Consider the following 17,778-nt stretch of genomic DNA (forward strand, 5'->3'; position numbering starts at 1 on the left):
CTTTCTACAAGACATTTAATGCTGCTACTTTTTTGTCATTTGGGACTTGTCGAATTTCAACTTCACAACCATTTGCGACCAATTCTTTAACCATTTTTTCTTCATCCGGTGTGATATTAATTGCTTTAGAAATGTTTCGAGTATTTTCCCTTACTTTCATCCCTCCTAAGTTAATTTCTTTTATTTCTGGATAAGCAGTAGCCAATCGATAAGCATCTTCCACACTTTCAACTACAATAAAAAGTTTGTATTTTTCTGTAACACCACTTTTTAGTGCGGCAATCGCATCTTCAATCGTTTTAATGACCAGTTTTACTCCTGCTGGCTTAGCTAGCTTAATGGTTGTTTTTCGAATATCATTTTTAGGTACGTCATCATTTGCGATTAAAATACAATCGGCGCCTAAGCCTTGGGTCCATGAAAAAGCCACTTGACCATGTAACAAGCGATGATCGACTCTTAATAATTTAATCATTTCATTTCCTCCTAAAATTCTTCTTCTAAAATTTCTTTACTAGATAACTCATTACAATAACAAAGACTTTCTTGTCCGTTTTCAACGGTACGTTTTACTAAATCAACTAATGAATCAACAGTATTTATTTGGGTATATATTTCAATTAACGTTGCTAAATTTAATCCTGAAATTAAATGCATTGCTTGTTTCCCCACATAATTAAAGAATTCGTTATTCACGCTTCCGCCAAATAGGTCTGTAATCACAATTAATTCATTTTGTTGATTGTTCTTTAAAATGTCTTTGACCGTCTTGGCTAAATCATAAGGTTGTTCCATATAAGCGCAAAGACATTCCACATTCTTTGTTTCACCACAAATTAAAGCTAATGATGTCTGAATCCCTGCAGCGAAATTACCATGTGTTGCCAGAATAATTTTACGTTCCATTTTCTTCACCTCACTTACTTCTTTATATAGCAAAAAGAGTGCCAAAAAAGTGGCACTCCCTCCTTTTTATTTTAAAAATCGCTTTCTGCGTTGTTAAACTCCGTTTTTCCAAACAACACATCATAGACATAAAAAAGCTCCGATTCAGGTATATTGACACTATAAACTTTTTCAATGACACTAAACGCCTCTTTTAACTCTTGCAAGACCGTTCTTTGACACTGCTTTAGTTGTTCAGCGCCATTATAATTTTCAATAGGTTCATTCCGGATTAATCGTTCAATTAAACAACTGACATGGACATATACCGCTAATTTACGATCATTTTGAATTGTTTGTTGCCACCGCTCTTCTAATTGAATTAAAAAGACTTCTACTTGTCGAATAATTTTTTCTGTATCTAAAATCGTCACTGATTGAATGACCCGATCTAATGAAAAGTTACGAATCAACTCATGATTTACATAGGACAGCATATCTTTAGTTAATTCTCTCTTTGTCCATTCTAAAAGGGTCGTAATTCCTTTTCCTGCAATCAACTCTTCTAAAGAGATATACGGGAGGTCATTTGAAGACGGGTTGTTTGTACCGATGATGCCGACAATCTCATATTCTGGAAAACTTTCTTTGATCGACTCTGCATTACGTAATTGATTATATTCACAAGGAATAATCTTTAATTGTGCTTCCGCAGGTAAACTTTTTTCAAGTAAATCTCTAATTTTAACGGCTGTGCCAATTCCGGTACTACACGTTGTTAAAATGACACGTTCCGTTTTATTTTCAGGTAATATGATTTCCCATTCATTTGGATGAACCGTTAACGCTTTTTGGGGCAATTCTTCAAAAGAAACTTCGTCTTTAATGGCTTCTCCTATAGACAGAGCCAAGCTTGTTGTCACATTATTCATTAATAAAAAAGGACCTTCTTCTTCTGCCGGAAAATACTGATAAATTTCTTTCAATGAACCCATATCAAAAAGAATTACTAAACCATTCCTCGTTTCTTGACGTTCCATATAGTGAATTAAGTGTTCGGAAATTTTTTTGGGAGTAACATCTAACGGCATGTCAAACGATTGAAAAATTGGCACATTTAACAGCCGATTTGCAACATTCGCAATACTACTTGCTGTGGCATATCCGTGGGCAACAATCACCGCTTTCGGATAGTGACTTTCCTTTACTGAACCCGAATAGTGAAGATAAATGGTGACAATAATTCGATCCATCTGGGATAGTTCAATATCTAATGAACGTTTCACTAAAGTTAACAGTTGTTCAGCGTAGCCATAACTAGTTGCTAATTTGGTTTGAACTTCTGTTAAAAGTTCGTCAATGACTGTTGTAGGTTCTTGTTCTGGAAACCAATCAATGCATCTTCGTTGAAACAGATAGGTGCTTAATGCATAGACTAAACTGCCATTAAACCGAATTTGATAAGACGATTCAATCGTTTCCAATAATTGACGGATATTTTGCGTAATAAACAATAGCATTTCGTGATTTTTCTCTCGCTTCTTTTCAAATAATAAATCATCGAATAAGCGTTCAATTTCTTTCGAGATATCGTTATTAGCAGTGGAAAGATGATGATGGTGAGAGACATAAAGACGAAGGATTCGTTCATAACTCTGGATAATTCTTCTTTGCGCAAGCTCTGTTTCCTCTAACAAACTAACCAGATTTGTTTGCTCATCTAAACGAATAGGCAATTCATTTTCATCAGGAGCTAGTTTGATTGATTGATCCAGAAATTCTTTCGGTAGATCGTGCAAAGTGATTGGAATAACACATTTATCAAGATTGGCGGCAAAGCTGCGTGCAGTAATAATTTTTATATTATTTCTTAATTCACCTACATTGCCTACATAATGGTGGTTTTCTAAAAGTTGGATAACTTGTGGCGTGATAGTAACTGCTTTTTGAATAGCTTGCTGTTCCTCATAAAATGCTCGCATAATTAATTGTTTTCTTTCCGCTTGAGTGCGTTCAGCAAGACTTGGGATTTTAATTTGAATAGGAATTCGTCTTAAAAATGTCGTTAAAAAGGTGCTAGAAATTTCTTCAGTTGTGGCAAAGCACAACCGACACGTAACAGGAATGGGCCGATTGGTTTCACCCATTCGATAAATAATACCCTGATCTAAAAATGTAAACAATTTTTCCTGCCCTTCAGGACTCAAACGATGAACTTCATCTAAAAATAAAACGCCCCCTTCTGCACTTTGAAAGGCCCCAATTTTATCGGAATCTGCTCCCGTAAAAGCGCCTTTAAGATGTCCAAATAATTGACTAGTTAAAAGCTCTGGATTGTTGGCATATTGCGCACAATTAACTGTTACAAAAGGTGCTGAATCGTCAAGTAGTTCTTTTGAAAGACAAAACTGATAATATAAGGATGCTAAAAAACTTTTACCCGTACCACTTTCACCTGTAATTAAGACAGGCAATCCACCGCCAGGATAAAGCGCTGCCATTTTTAATTGTTCGATGGTCTGGGCTAAACTACCGCGATAACCAATGACCGACTGAAAAAAATCACTTTTGCGATCAAAAACAGGCTGTTCATCGATCATTTCTTGGAAACTTTGATAAACAGTTCTTTTTAAAAGATAGTTTTGTTGCTGAAACGCTTCTTTATGAAAAAAGTAAACTGGTCGTGTATTGATCTTAACTAGAATTCCTTCTTCGTTTAACTGATTTAAATAGTGACTAGCTGTATTTCGTTTGATAGAAAATGTCGTTGCAATATTGCTTGCTGTGAAAATTTCACTGACTAAAGATGGTTCAAAAAAAGCTGTTTGATTGCGTAAATAATCAACAATTTGCGTTTTTAACATAAAATCACCTCTCGTTTATCATAACGTACCTAAAAAAAACGTCAATATTCAAAATTTCTTTTGTTATTTTTCTTTATATAAGGGGCCCATTTTTTATGTTATTTAATCACAGGAACCTGATTCTATCATTGCAGAATAGGCTTTCATTCAGTATACTGTAAATAGAGGAACAAGAAACGAATTGGATAATTAGGCACTGAAAGAACGCACCACCGTTCTGAATGTTTCGAAACACACAACAGGTTATCGAAATGGCCATTGGAGAAAAATTCCTTTTTCTCCGAGGTTAGCGATTGTGACATGTTGCAATCGTTTTTTGTCCTTAAAATGTTGAGAAAAAGAAAAAAGGCACTTTGCATGTCAGCACCACCTGACAAACAAAGCCCTTCATAGACAGCACAACCTATCTATTCCAGTTGCCTTTTTTGCTAGTTACACTAGCTAATTTTAGTGTACCCGATTTTCAGTGAAATTACTAGCATCTTTAAAATTTTTACTGAAACGATCAGCCTGTGCAATGAACTAGTTTTCTTCAGCGGCGGCAACCGCTGAGAAGCTTTTTCTCAAATTTTAAGTGAATAATGTATCATAAACTTTTTTGGCATATCCATCCGTCATATTACATACAAAATCTACCGCCATTTTCAAACGATAATAGTCTTTTTCTGCTTCTGTAGCGTTCTTTGCTTCTCTTCTATACAACGCTTTCGCGCTTTCCGAAATATTATTAAAGATTCGCTCCTCATACTTATTCATGGAAACTTTTTCGTATTTTAGTACGACTGGAACAAATTCATCTAGTAAACGATTGATGATATTGAAGCCCAATACCTCTTGATCCAAAATTGTTTTTGTTTGAAAAACATAGGCTCTAGAAAAGTTTTTTAATGCCTGAAAGCATTTCACTTCATCACAATCTTCAATGATAATTTCATTATGATAGATACCTCTCATAATTAAGTCATAATGATTAGCAAAATTTTTCGCTACGCTTTGACAAACAGCTCTTTGTGTCTTTCTCAAAAATTCTTGTAAGGTAGCTTCTTCTGTTTTATCTTTTTCTAACATTAAAAATTTTTTTGTTCCTGTTTGCCCATCAACAAACTGCTTTAAATCTTGATAGCTGTATAAACCATAATTATAGGCATCTTCGATATCTGAAAAAGTATAGGCGATATCATCTGAAGCTTCTAACAAAAAGACTAATGGGTGTCGCTTATTTTGTGTTCCTGTCGCAAATTTAATGGCGTTAAACACTTGTTTTTCCGAGTAAAAATAGCCAACTTTTTTAGACAAAAGCTGTTGCTTATTTAATTGATCTGAAGATGCCGTATATTTGATAACTGTATCTAATGTCGTGGCTGTTAGTTTCATTCCTGCTTTAGAAGTCCCATTATCATGATGCAGTTTTGTTAAAAGTCGGATGGTTTGAGCGTTGCCTTCAAAGTTAAGAAAATCATTTTGTTGTTGCTCCGAAAAATCAGACCAACAAGCATACAAAGGACCATTTTTTTCAAACCAAATACGAATGGCTTCTTCCCCAAAATGTCCAAAAGGGGGATTGCCAATATCATGGATTAATGCAGCTGTTTCTAACAACCGATAGCATTCTGATAATTCCATAACCTCAATGTTTCGTTCGTTCAACTGTGAAATAACTAATCTAAGTATATCCCTGCTATGCATTGCCACTTCTAAGCTATGCGTTAAACGCGTTCTTACAAAATCATTACGTTCTAAAGGAAAAACTTGTGTTTTGTCTTGTAAACGTCTAAATGCATCACTTTTAATTACTCTACGATAGTCACTATCAAAAGATTTACGAAGTTCTGTGGCTAAATCAACTTGCTTATTTAACCAGTCATTTTGATATTGTTTACCATTATCAGAAATACGATATGTACCAGCCAACTGACGCCAATTCATTTTCATTTATTACCTCCTCCAATTACTCTACCTTCTCTAAATAAGAGACGTAAATATTTTTACATTTACCAATATCACTAAATTCCCGATTGTTATACGCCTTATCCTTTTTCAATTTAAACCGCACTTTTTCGCCTTCTTGAAAAGTTCCCCACGTAAGAAAAAAGAATAGCCAATGGCTTTCATCCTCTGATAGCGTGTCTAAACCTAAACTTTTAGGCTCAATTAAGCTAGGTAATTTAAAACAGTCATAGACCCCTTTTGCTGTGCCATACACAGGACGATGAGTGCTAAGAATCGTTTCAAAATATCCCTTTTCATCAGGTTTTAAATAACTTGCTTGCCGAATCAGTTGTGTCAGTTTATTTTGGAATGGCTGAATATTTTTCTCAACGTTTAGTTCAAAATCTGGCTCAGCTTGTACATCCGTGTCATGAGATAACTTTTTTAATAAGCAGTTGATTTCATTAGTACTTGTCTTATCATTAAACGCAATCGCCAAACGCTCACTGCTAATAACACCTTTCATATCTTTCATAGAAAAATTATTTAACGCAATTGGATAGTGTTTATCTGATAGCATCCAAGAAGCACCCATTTCGTTTAAACATGGAATACTCTGATAATAATGATCAGATAAAAAATACAGCATGACAGGTTGATTGGTTAGCTCCCTTTTAATCGTGTCAAAAATTAATTCTCCTGGCTGTACACCTGTTTCAATAGTGGAACTATAAAAAATATCCTGTGTTCGAAACCCAAACTTTTTCAACAATTGGATAAACGCATCCACATATTCTTGATCCTTTGAACTATGACTAATAAAAATCTTTTTCCCGTTGCTCACTACTCAACATCCTCCAAGTTAAATTTGTGTTTTCATTTTTTTGTGAAATTCTATACTATTTCTTTAAGCGTACAGCGTTATCTGAAACCAGTCAATACTAAAATTATAAAATAACAATTATTTTGTTTTATTAAATTTTTATATAATGTTGTTTTGTTAATGTTTTGTTATTTTTAAACAAGTGATTATAGAGCGATGTACGGTTGAAGTTATTTCTAATCTATTTTTTTCAATATTTTTATAAATATAAAAAAACACGCCTTTCTTTGCAGAAAGGCGTGTTTTTACGTCCGAGTATAAGGAGAATTGGTTCATTAACCAATTCTCCCTTTAAGCGTTATTCATTAAATGAATTATTTGTTTTTTAAGTTGTAGAAAGATTTTAAGCCTTTGTATTCAGCTACATCGCCTAATTGATCTTCAATACGTAATAATTGGTTGTATTTAGCAATACGGTCAGTACGGCTTAATGAACCAGTTTTGATTTGGCCAGCGTTTGTTGCAACAGCGATATCAGAGATTGTTGAATCTTCTGTTTCACCAGAACGGTGAGATACAACTGCAGTGTAGCCAGCTTCTTTAGCCATTTCGATTGCTTCAAATGTTTCAGTTAAAGTACCGATTTGGTTAACTTTGATTAGGATTGAGTTAGCGATACCTTTTTCGATACCTTCAGCTAATTTAGTTGTGTTTGTTACGAATAAATCGTCACCAACTAATTGAACTTTGTCGCCTAATACTTCAGTTAATTTTTTGAATCCGTCCCAGTCGTTTTCGTCTAAGCCGTCTTCGATTGAAATGATTGGGTATTTAGAAACTAATTCTTCGTAGAACGCGATCATTTCTTCAGTTGTTTTTTCGCCTTCGCCTGAGTCAGCTAAAACGTAAACGCCTTTTTCTTTGTCGTAGAATTCTGAAGAAGCAGCATCCATAGCAAGAACAACGTCTTTACCAGGAACATAGCCAGCTTTTTCGATAGCTTCGATGATTACTTCGAAACCTTCTTCGTTTGAACCTAAGTTAGGAGCGAAACCACCTTCGTCACCTACTGAAGTAGCTAAGCCGCGACCTTTTAAGATTGAAGCTAATGCGTGGAATACTTCTGCACCCATACGTAAAGCTTCTTTGAATGTAGGCGCACCTACAGGCATGATCATGAATTCTTGGAAGTCAATACTGTTGTCAGCATGTGATCCACCGTTGATGATGTTCATCATTGGAGTTGGTAATACTTTTGTATTGAATCCGCCTAAGTAGTGATATAAAGGCACTTCTAGGTAATCAGCAGCAGCACGAGCTACGGCGATAGACACACCAAGAATAGCGTTAGCACCTAATTTACCTTTGTTAGGAGTTCCATCTAAATCGATCATTGCTTTATCGATAGCCATTTGATCGCGTACATCGTAACCGATGATTGCTTCAGCAATGATGTTGTTTACGTTATCTACAGCTTTAGTAACACCTTTACCTAAGTAACGAGCTTTGTCGCCATCACGTAATTCAACTGCTTCGTATTCACCAGTTGAAGCTCCTGAAGGAACCATTCCACGGCCGAAAGCTCCGCTTTCAGTGTAAACTTCTACTTCGATTGTTGGGTTACCGCGTGAGTCTAAGACTTCGCGTGCGTAAATATCAGTAATAATTGACATGTTTTGTCTCTCCTTTGAGTTTGTATTTATACTAAGGGGATTCCCTCATGTATGATTGTAGTTAATTCTCGCAAACTATGCAAACATTTTTTTGCAAAAGTCATTGAGAAAACGTTACCGTTAGTGATTTCTTATTTTACAGCATCTAATAAAGCTAGGAATGAGTCTGCTTCTAAGCTTGCGCCGCCGACTAAAGCACCATCAACGTTTTCTTTTGCCATATATTCAGCGATGTTTTCTGGTTTAACAGAACCACCGTATTGAATACGAACAGCTTCAGAAACTTCTTTGCCGTATAATTTTTCAACTGTTGAACGAACAACACCACAGATTTCATCTGCAATATTAGCATCTGCAGATTTACCAGTTCCGATTGCCCAGATTGGTTCGTAAGCGATAACCATTGAAGCAACTTGTTCGTTTGATAAACCAACTAAGCCGTTAGTGATTTGACCTTCGATCCATTCCGCTGTTTTACCAGCTTCATACGTTTCTAAAGTTTCACCACAACAGAAGATTGGTGTCATACCATTTGCAAAGATTGCTTTGGCTTTTTTATTGATATCTTCATCTGTTTCGTGGAAATATTCGCGACGTTCAGAGTGTCCGATAATCACATAGTTCACACCTAAATCTGCAATTGCAGCTGGTGAATTTTCACCAGTGAAGGCACCAGCGTTTTCCCAGTAGCAGTTTTGTGCAGCTAATTTCACTTCAGAATCTTTTAGGTTCCAAGCTAAAGGAGCTAAGAATAATGCTGGAGATCCAATCACAGCGTCAACAACGTCGTTTGATGGAACAGCATTTTTTACTGCTTCTGCAAAGCTTTGTGCTTCGCTTAAAGTTTTGTTCATTTTCCAGTTACCAGCGATAATTGGTTTGCGCATGAAAAGCACATCCTTTTCTTTTTTTAAAAATATTGTCTTTTAAACTAATTATTTATCGTTAATAGAAGCTAAACCTGGTAAAGTTTTGCCTTCTAATAATTCTAAACTTGCTCCGCCACCTGTTGAGATGTGAGAGAATTTGTTTTCGTAGCCTAATTGAATTGCTGCAGCAGCAGAGTCCCCGCCACCGATGATTGTTGTTGCGTCTTCTAAATTAGCAATCGCTTCACAAACACCAATTGTTCCTTTGGCAAAGTTACTCATTTCAAATACGCCCATTGGTCCATTCCAAACAACTGTTTTCGCACCTTGTAATTCGTTAGCAAATAATTCAATTGTTTTTTCACCGATATCCAAGCCTTCTTCATCGTCTGGGATTTCAGTTGAAGGAACCGTGTGGAAAGGAGCGTCATTGCTGAACTCTTTAGAGACAACTGTATCAACCGGTAAAACTAATTTGTCGCCAGCTTTTTCCATTAAGCTTTTCGCTAAGTCCACTTTATCTTCTTCAAGTAAAGATAAACCAACACTATAGCCTTGTGCTTTCATGAATGTGTAAGCCATACCGCCACCGATTAAAATTTTGTCGGCTTTTTCAATTAGGTTTTCAATGACAGCGATTTTGTCAGAAACTTTTGCGCCACCCAAGATTGCTACGAATGGACGTTTTGGATTTTCAACAGCTTCGCCGATGAATTTAATTTCTTTTTCCATTAAGAAACCAGCAACTGTTGGGATACCAGTTGAAGCAATTCCAACGTTTGAGGCATGTGCACGGTGTGCAGTACCAAAAGCATCATTGACAAATACATCGCCTAAAGAAGCCCAGTATTTACCCAATTCAGCGTCATTGCCGCTTTCTTTTTTGCCGTCAACATCTTCAAAACGAGTGTTTTCAAATACTAAAACGTCGCCGTCTTTCATATTGTTAACAGCGTCTTCTAATTCTTTACCACGTGTTTCTGGAACAAAAGTAACTGGTTGACCTAGTAATTCGCTTAAACGTTCAGCCACTGGTTTTAATGATTTGCCAGCTTTATCTTCTTCTGTTTTTACACGACCTAAATGAGAGAAAAGAATTGCTTTTCCGCCATTTTCAATCACGTATTTGATTGTTGGTAAAGCCGCTACGATACGATTATCGTTTGTGATCACGCCATCTTTTAACGGAACGTTAAAGTCAACACGGACAAGGACTTTTTTGTCTTTTAAATCTACATCTTTAATTGTCTTTTTAGCCATGAGTAGACCTCCTGTATTGTCAATTTTAGGATTTTTCTTTTTTAAAAAAAGAAAGCGGAGAAGCGCGTTGCTTCCCCGCTTATTATTTCACAATTGTTCAAATTTCACTAATGATAAGAATGAATCTTATAAGTTAGCGAAGTATTCTAAAGTACGAACTAATTGAGCAGTGTATGACATTTCGTTGTCATACCAAGCAACAGTTTTAACTAATTGTTTGTCGCCAACTGTCATAACTTTTGTTTGAGTTGCATCGAATAATGAACCGTAAGTCATACCTACGATATCAGAAGAAACGATTTCGTCTGTGTTATAACCATAAGATTCGTTAGCAGCTTTTTCCATTACTGCATTTACTTCATCAACAGTAACTTCTTTGTCTAATACAGTAACTAATTCAGTTAATGAACCAGTTGCCACAGGAACACGTTGAGCAGCACCATCTAATTTACCGTTCAATTCTGGGATTACTAAGCCGATTGCTTTAGCAGCACCAGTTGAGTTAGGTACGATGTTTGCAGCAGCAGCGCGCGCACGACGGAAGTCGCCTTTAGGATGTGGTCCGTCTAATGTCATTTGGTCACCTGTGTAAGCGTGGATAGTTGTCATTAAACCTTCAACAACACCAAAGTTGTCATGTAAAGCTTTAGCCATTGGAGCTAAGCAGTTTGTAGTACAAGAAGCGCCTGAAATTACAGTTTCTTCTCCAGTTAATGTTTCATGGTTTGTGTTGTAAACGATTGTTGGTACATCGTTACCACCAGGAGCTGAAATAACTACACGTTTTGCACCAGCAGTTAAATGTTTTTCAGCAGCTTCTTTAGAAGTAAAGAAACCAGTACATTCTAATACGATGTCTACGCCTAATTCGCCCCATGGTAATTCTTCAGGGTTACGGTTAGCTAAAACTTTGATTTCTTTGCCGTTAACGTTGAATGAACCTTCGTGAACTTCAACTGTACCGTTGAAACGGCCTTGAGTTGTGTCATATTTTAACAAGTGTGCTAACATTTTAGCATCTGTTAAGTCGTTGATTGCAACTACTTCGATTCCTTCTACATCTTGGATACGACGGAAAGCTAAGCGTCCGATACGTCCAAATCCATTAATACCTACTTTAACTGTCATTAAAGATTTCCTCCTTATGAAAATCAAAAATTTTTTATTTTAAAGGGTTACCCCTTTTAAAATCTCGTTTGCAGCAGCTTCATCTGTGATGAGCCACGTTTGTTTTGGTGCATTTTTCATATATGCGCGAATGGCTTTGGCTTTCGTTTTGCCGCCCGCAATTGCGACGACATAGGGAATTTCTTGTAAGTTTTTTAATTGAAGACCAATTCGTGGGATTTTATAGACCACTTTTCCTTCTTCATCAAAGAAATAACCAAACGATTCTGCCACGGCATTTTTTTGTTTGAGCATAACCATTTCGTCATCAGACATTTTTCGGCGTGCCGCCATGTGCAACGCTCGACCAATACTGTGCACCACACAGTTGGCATGACTAATTAACGTAAGAACTTCTTGAATCGAGGGTTCTTGTAATAAACTATTATACGTTTCACGACTCAATTGTTCTGGGACATATAACGCCCGGTAGTTACCACCCGTTTTGTTGGCCATTACAGCACTAATTGAATTGGCTTGGACAGAAACTGCTTCACCAATCCCTCCTCTGGCTGGAACAAACAAATTATGACGTTTTTCAGTTTCTAGTGATCCCATATTTTCGGCCACCATGGCCATTGTTGTCCCACCCATAACCGCAATTGTATTCTCACCATTTGGTAAGAGTAAATTCAGCGTATTGGTTAAGACATCTCCAAAGTCCGAAAGAACTTTCTTTTGGATATCACTATCTCCTGCAACAACGATACAACGTTGAATGCCAAAGTACTGTGTCATTTCTTTTTCGATTTGGTGCATACCAAGCAATTGATTCATGACTAATTCTAAACCTTGGTAGACTTCCAAACCGCGTTCTGTTAATGTCATCCCGCTTTTTGAAGGTTCAATCAGGTTGAGTTGCTTTAAAACATCTGTTTCTGTACGCAAGACTCGCTCTGTAATTCCCATCGTTTCTGATAAACTTCTACGTCCAATAGGTTGCATCCAATAAATATTGCGAAGGATTTGGAATCTTTCTTGTAATACATCGAGCATATCTGGAGCAACTGCTTCAATCATTTTAAATTCTTTTAACATGATGCGCTCCTTTTGTGGGTCGAAATATGTCCAAGTAAGACTGAAAACGACCTATGAACTTTAAAAAAATAGAATTGATGTTCGTTTTTCCTACTATTTATTCATAACAGTATTAAAAGTACTTATCAATTACACACTTAGTGTACCAGTTTTTTTAGGTCTTTTCAATAAAAATGATTCTTTTTTCATCGTTTTCTTTCAAATCCAAACAAAGCATTCGTTTGTGGGAAACAATAGCGACTTATTTCCGAATAATTAGATCTAATTAAACCAAAAGCAAAGGAATTCACGAACGTCTTTCAATTAACTTCTTGTTTAAATGGGAATTTCAGGTCCTCTCACAAAGCATTTTTTACTTATTTTTCAAAAAAAGCAACGAAGGAATAGACACAGCCATTCTCTCGTTGCTTCATACCCTTTTATTTGTAATCTTCTTCGTAAAAACGTCCTAAAATTTTAACATTATCTGAGATGCTGACAAAGGCATTCGGATCACTTTCTTTCATGGCTGCTTCTAAACTTGGCAACTCAAAGCGTGTCACAATAGTGAGCAAAACAGTTTGGCGGTCGTGGCGATATGCCCCTTCCGCTTCATGAATAATTGTAATACCGCGGCGCATTTTCTTTTGAATCTCATCCACGACTCGATCTGGGTTCTTGGTGACAATCATAACTTGCATTTTCTTTTGCTTAGTATAAACAGCATCTGTGACCTTCCCACTTACAAAAATTGATAACGCACTGTAGAACATGTACTGCCAGCCAAATAAATAACCTGCAACGAAGACAATTAGTGCGTTAAAATAAATTGAAATCGAGCCAACGGAACGCCCCGTTTTTTTCCGAATGGTAATGCTTAGAATATCTAAGCCCCCAGAAGAAACCCCGTTTTTTAAGACAAAACCAATTCCTGATCCAGAAATCGCCCCACCAAAAATAGCACAGATAATTGGATCTTGGGTCATCACCGTTTGCGGAACAATATGCATAAATAATGAAGTTAAAGTCACGGTAATGAAAGTAAAAATTGTAAACTTCTTACCTATTTTCTTCCACGCAATAAAGAATAACGGCACATTTAAAAGATACAATGTAATGGAGACAGGCACATTAAAACCGACAATTTTTGTTGAGAGGGTTGTTAAAATTTGTGCCAAGCCTGTTAAGCCACTGGAATAAATATTTCCTGGTTGATAGAAAAAGTTCATGGCAATTGATGCAAGAATAGCATAGACAATCGACACGGAAAATTTTGTTGTATAGTCATGAACTGGCAGTCCGTCATAAATTTTTTTCATAAATAATAGCCTCGTTTCAGGTTTTCAATAAATTACATTTCTTTTCATATTATACGTGGTTTACCGAGAGAAAAAAAGAGATTCCTATAATAATTACGGAAGATTCATCAAATGTTTATAGAAATGAAAAAAGAACGAAATCTTAACGATTTCGTTCTTGGGTTGTTTCATAATGGGCTCTTGGTCCACCAATATATTTAGGACGAGAATATAATGCTGTAACATGAGCCGCACCTAACGTTCGAATGCTCAAGCGAAGAGGAACTTGCACATGTTTTACATGCATACCGATAGATGTATCGCCAATGTCAATCCCTGCTTGAGCAACAATATGTTCAACTTCCACAGGTTCATCAAATTTTTCAAAGGCAGCCACTGAACAAGAACCGCCAGCATGTAATTGCGGTACTACAGAAACAATTTCAAAGCCTTTCTCTTCAGCCACACGACGTTCCATGGCTAGAGCACGATTAATATGTTCGCATCCTTGCACAGCCAAAGAGATGCCTTTTTTATCTAATTGTTCAATTAAGGTTGAGACAATCCATTGTCCTACTTCGGCGCTGGAATTTTTACCAATGACGCCGCCTACTACCTCACTGGTGGTACAACCTAAAACAAATAGGTCCCCTTTTTGTAAATTTCCTGCTGTAATGACTTCTTCTGTAATTGTCACTAACTGTTCTTTTAACATTTTTTCATCGATAGTCATTTGTTCATCCTTCTTTCTTCTAAACGACCATTTTTTGGTAACACACGTTTTAATGTTTGACTAAGAGGCAATGCTACAATCACCCCAAATAAGGATTGAATGATATTCCCTGGTAAAGAGGCAATCCCCGCACCCACGCCGTAAAGCCAGCTAGTCGCTAAAGCATACCCGCTAATCATGAGGAGACTGGCTAAAAGTAATCCTAGCGTTTGCATCTTTTTATTTTTATTAAAGAAGTGACCTGCTAACCAACCTTGTCCGCCATGAATCAATAACGAAAAAACGAACCATTGTGGATAGCCTGACAATAAATCAATTAAACCACCGCTTAAAGCTCCGACTGTCAAGCCACCGATCGGACCAAAAAGTAAACTAGCAATGTAAATCCCTGCATCCGCCAATGTAACAAAGCCATTTGTTGCTGGGACGGGGATAATAAAGACCATTGACACAGCCACTGTTAAAGCGGTAATTACTGCATATAGACTAATTTTTCTTGTCATTATCCGCCACACCTCCTGCTAGTAATCCTTCATGCCACACACTTCCAAAAGCTGCATTTAGCTGGACCCCAGAAACAATGGCTTCATGAACGTATGTTTTTGCTAAATCAACTGCTTCAATTAACGGATATCCTTTAACTAAATTCGCACCAATTGCAGAAGCAAAGGAACAACCAGCGCCATCAATGGTGTGGGCCATTACTTTTTCTTTGACCAATTGAATATGTTGTTGTCCATCATAAAAAAAGTCACGTGCTTCTTGACCAAGCCAACGATTACCGCCTTTAATCACCACCGTTGCCGCTCCTAAAGAGTTTAACTCTTCCGCCGCTTGTTGGACTTCTTCGACGGTTGTTAATTTTCTGCCAATGAGTAATTCTGCTTCTTTTAAATTAGGCGTTATAATCGTTGCAAATGGAAAAAGTTTTTCAATCAATAACTGCATGTATCTTTTTTCATAAACTGAAGTCGTTTCTTTAAAAGCTAAGACAGGATCCAACACCACCGGCAGACCTGCGTGCTTTTTCAAAAAGGTTGCAATTTGTAACATACTTTCTTCACTGTGAATCAAGCCAATCTTGATGCCGTCTAAACTCCCGGCAGGTATGGAAGCGAGTTGCTCTTTCACCAAAGAAGTCTCCAGGTCATGAATCTGAAAATGATTCTTGGGGGCTGTAGCAAGGCAAGTTAAAGTTGATAAGCCAAAGACTTGATGATTTTCAAACGTTTTTAAATCTGTTTGAATCCCGCCTCCTGAAAAAGGATCGGAACCGCCAATTGTTAAAATTATTTTTGTCATTTGTTTCGCTCCTTTATACACTCAGTTATCATACAAAGTTTTCTAAAAAGAAAAAACAGCCAATTGGCAGATTTTTAGCTCAGCCACTTTTTAAGTCTTTCGTTATCTTTTTCCTTCCCAAAGAAAGAGTGACCTCATCCGTCAATGAAGTCACTCTTTCTTTGGATTTAACACTTATTCGTCAATGGCTGTTACATCAATGTTTAATTCAAACAATTGTAATGGAGAAACTAAACTTGGTGCGTTGTTCATTGGGTCAATTGCTTTCCCGTTTTTAGGGAAGGCAATCACTTCACGAATGTTTTCTTCCCCAGCCAATAGCATTGCTAAGCGGTCTAGCCCTAAAGCAATCCCTCCATGTGGCGGGAAGCCATAATCTAATGCGTCTAGCAAGAAACCAAATTGGTCTTGTGCTTCTTCTTTTGTAAAACCTAACGTTTCAAACATTTTTTCTTGTAATTCTCGTGTATGGATCCGTAATGAGCCGCCACCTAATTCGTAGCCGTTTAAGACAACATCGTAAGCTTCAGCATACACAGAGGCTGGGTCTGTTGCTAAGCGGTCCCCATCCTCTGCTTTTGGTTGTGTAAATGGATGATGAGCAGAAACATAGCGACCAGCTTCTTCATCATATTCAAACAACGGCCAATCCACAATCCACAAGAAATTGAATTTCGATTCATCAATTAAACCTAATTCTTTACCTAAACGTGTACGTACCGCACCTAAAGCAGCGGCTACGATTTCAGGTTTATCGGCACCAAACATTAAAATATCACCGACTTCTGCATTGGTAGCAGCAATTAATTCATCACTAACTTCTGTTAAGAATTTAGCAATCGGTCCTTTTAAGCCATCTTCTTCAACTTTTAACCAAGCTAAGCCTTTTGCGCCAAATTGACTCACATACTTACCTAAGTTATCCATATCTTTACGAGAATACTTATCTGCGGCGCCTTTTGCATTCAAAGCCTTCACATGTCCGCCATTTTCCAACGCTGCTTGGAAAACTTTGAAGTCTATGTCTTTCACTACATCTGCAACATCAATTAATTCCATAGCAAAACGAGTGTCGGGTTTATCGCTACCATAGCGTGCCATTGCTTCGTCATAGCTCATTCGTGGAAACGGAACAGAAATCTCAATTCCTTTTGTCTCTTTCATCACTTCAGCCAACATATTTTCTGTATATGTTTGAATTTCTTCTGGTGTTAAAAAGGTCGTTTCGATATCGATTTGTGTAAATTCTGGCTGACGGTCGCCTCGTAAATCTTCATCACGGAAACAACGAACGATTTGGTAATAGCGATCGAAGCCTGCCCCCATTAATAATTGTTTAAAGAGTTGTGGTGATTGTGGCAAAGCATAAAAATGACCGGCATGGACACGAGAAGGAACCAAATAATCGCGAGCGCCTTCTGGTGTTGATTTGCCTAAATAAGGAGTTTCAATGTCTAAAAAGTCATGATTATCTAAATAGTGACGGATTGTTTTCGTTACTTGGTGACGTAATTTAATGTTGTTTGTCATTGATGGACGACGCAAATCTAAATAACGATATTTCATGCGCAATTCGTCATTAACGTTATTGTCATCTTCAATGGTAAATGGCGTTGTTTTCGCAGTATTTAAAATCGTAATGTCAGTCGCCATCACTTCAAACTCGCCAGTTTTCATTTTGGGATTAATCGCTTCTTTATCACGATAAACGACTTGACCTTTAACTTCGATGACGTATTCACTACGACATTTATCAGCAATTTCCCATGCTTCTTTTGACTTTTCTGGGTTAAAGACCACTTGGACGATTCCTTCACGGTCACGTAAATCAATAAAGATAACGCCTCCTAAGTCACGACGTTTTTGAACCCATCCTTTTAATACAACTTCTTTTTCAATAAATTCGGCAGATACATTGCCGCAATAGGTTGTGCGTTTTGCCATTTCTCAATCTCTCC

Annotated in this window: 16 protein-coding genes; all 16 read right to left on the reverse strand. The window is 37.1% G+C overall.

Going from position 1 to position 17,778, the window contains the following annotated elements; all coding sequences use genetic code 11:
- Nucleotides 1-4 precede the first annotated feature (4 nt).
- The 16 genes from IGK70_RS08660 to aspS all read right to left on the reverse strand — a co-directional run bounded on the left by IGK70_RS08660 (nucleotide 5) and on the right by aspS (nucleotide 17,764).
- Nucleotides 5-475, reverse strand: coding sequence for a PTS sugar transporter subunit IIB (locus IGK70_RS08660; protein ID WP_002357106.1), 471 nt, complete (start codon nucleotides 473-475; stop codon nucleotides 5-7).
- Nucleotides 476-486: 11 nt separating this feature from the next.
- A complete protein-coding gene (locus tag IGK70_RS08665) occupies nucleotides 487-906 on the reverse strand; it encodes a PTS sugar transporter subunit IIA (protein ID WP_071981570.1) in 420 nt (139 codons plus the stop codon).
- 71 nt (nucleotides 907-977) lie between these two features.
- Nucleotides 978-3,749, reverse strand: coding sequence for a sigma 54-interacting transcriptional regulator (locus tag IGK70_RS08670; RefSeq protein WP_071981477.1), 2,772 nt, complete (start codon nucleotides 3,747-3,749; stop codon nucleotides 978-980).
- 143 nt (nucleotides 3,750-3,892) lie between these two features.
- Nucleotides 3,893-4,108, reverse strand: a complete 216-nt coding sequence (locus IGK70_RS08675; RefSeq protein ID WP_002357102.1) for a hypothetical protein — start codon at nucleotides 4,106-4,108, stop codon at nucleotides 3,893-3,895.
- A 211-nt stretch (nucleotides 4,109-4,319) separates the two neighbouring features.
- Nucleotides 4,320-5,681, reverse strand: coding sequence for a deoxyguanosinetriphosphate triphosphohydrolase (locus tag IGK70_RS08680; RefSeq protein ID WP_071981478.1), 1,362 nt, complete (start codon nucleotides 5,679-5,681; stop codon nucleotides 4,320-4,322).
- A gap of 16 nt (nucleotides 5,682-5,697) precedes the next feature.
- Nucleotides 5,698-6,522 carry a toll/interleukin-1 receptor domain-containing protein gene (locus tag IGK70_RS08685; protein ID WP_002357099.1) on the reverse strand — a complete coding sequence of 275 codons (825 nt, stop codon included), beginning with the start codon at nucleotides 6,520-6,522 and terminating at the stop codon, nucleotides 5,698-5,700.
- Nucleotides 6,523-6,875: 353 nt separating this feature from the next.
- Entirely contained in the window at nucleotides 6,876-8,174 is a 1,299-nt protein-coding gene (eno, locus tag IGK70_RS08690) for a phosphopyruvate hydratase (RefSeq protein ID WP_002357098.1), read from the reverse strand.
- 131 nt (nucleotides 8,175-8,305) lie between these two features.
- Nucleotides 8,306-9,061: a triose-phosphate isomerase gene (tpiA, locus tag IGK70_RS08695; protein WP_002362045.1), complete on the reverse strand. Its 756-nt coding sequence runs from the start codon at nucleotides 9,059-9,061 to the stop codon at nucleotides 8,306-8,308.
- Between the two features lie 48 nt (nucleotides 9,062-9,109).
- Nucleotides 9,110-10,303 carry a phosphoglycerate kinase gene (locus IGK70_RS08700; protein WP_002357094.1) on the reverse strand — a complete coding sequence of 398 codons (1,194 nt, stop codon included), beginning with the start codon at nucleotides 10,301-10,303 and terminating at the stop codon, nucleotides 9,110-9,112.
- 126 nt (nucleotides 10,304-10,429) lie between these two features.
- Complete coding sequence (gene gap / locus IGK70_RS08705; protein WP_002357093.1) at nucleotides 10,430-11,431, reverse strand: type I glyceraldehyde-3-phosphate dehydrogenase; 1,002 nt, start codon at nucleotides 11,429-11,431, stop codon at nucleotides 10,430-10,432.
- Between the two features lie 39 nt (nucleotides 11,432-11,470).
- Complete coding sequence (locus tag IGK70_RS08710) at nucleotides 11,471-12,508, reverse strand: sugar-binding transcriptional regulator (protein WP_002357092.1); 1,038 nt, start codon at nucleotides 12,506-12,508, stop codon at nucleotides 11,471-11,473.
- 419 nt (nucleotides 12,509-12,927) lie between these two features.
- Nucleotides 12,928-13,806, reverse strand: a complete 879-nt coding sequence (locus IGK70_RS08715) for a YitT family protein (protein ID WP_002357090.1) — start codon at nucleotides 13,804-13,806, stop codon at nucleotides 12,928-12,930.
- A 142-nt stretch (nucleotides 13,807-13,948) separates the two neighbouring features.
- A complete protein-coding gene (locus tag IGK70_RS08720; protein WP_002365825.1) occupies nucleotides 13,949-14,518 on the reverse strand; it encodes a TIGR01440 family protein in 570 nt (189 codons plus the stop codon).
- Nucleotides 14,515-15,021 carry an ECF transporter S component gene (locus IGK70_RS08725; protein ID WP_002357086.1) on the reverse strand — a complete coding sequence of 169 codons (507 nt, stop codon included), beginning with the start codon at nucleotides 15,019-15,021 and terminating at the stop codon, nucleotides 14,515-14,517. The genes IGK70_RS08720 and IGK70_RS08725 overlap by 4 nt, the downstream gene beginning before the upstream one ends.
- A complete protein-coding gene (locus IGK70_RS08730) occupies nucleotides 15,005-15,841 on the reverse strand; it encodes a bifunctional hydroxymethylpyrimidine kinase/phosphomethylpyrimidine kinase (protein ID WP_002385835.1) in 837 nt (278 codons plus the stop codon). The genes IGK70_RS08725 and IGK70_RS08730 overlap by 17 nt, the downstream gene beginning before the upstream one ends.
- Nucleotides 15,842-15,994: 153 nt before the next feature.
- Nucleotides 15,995-17,764: an aspartate--tRNA ligase gene (gene aspS, locus IGK70_RS08735; RefSeq protein ID WP_071981479.1), complete on the reverse strand. Its 1,770-nt coding sequence runs from the start codon at nucleotides 17,762-17,764 to the stop codon at nucleotides 15,995-15,997.
- Nucleotides 17,765-17,778: the final 14 nt, after the last annotated feature.

The organism is Enterococcus sp. DIV0358 (assembly GCF_051713465.1).
Classification (GTDB): Bacteria; Bacillota; Bacilli; order Lactobacillales; family Enterococcaceae; genus Enterococcus; species Enterococcus faecalis.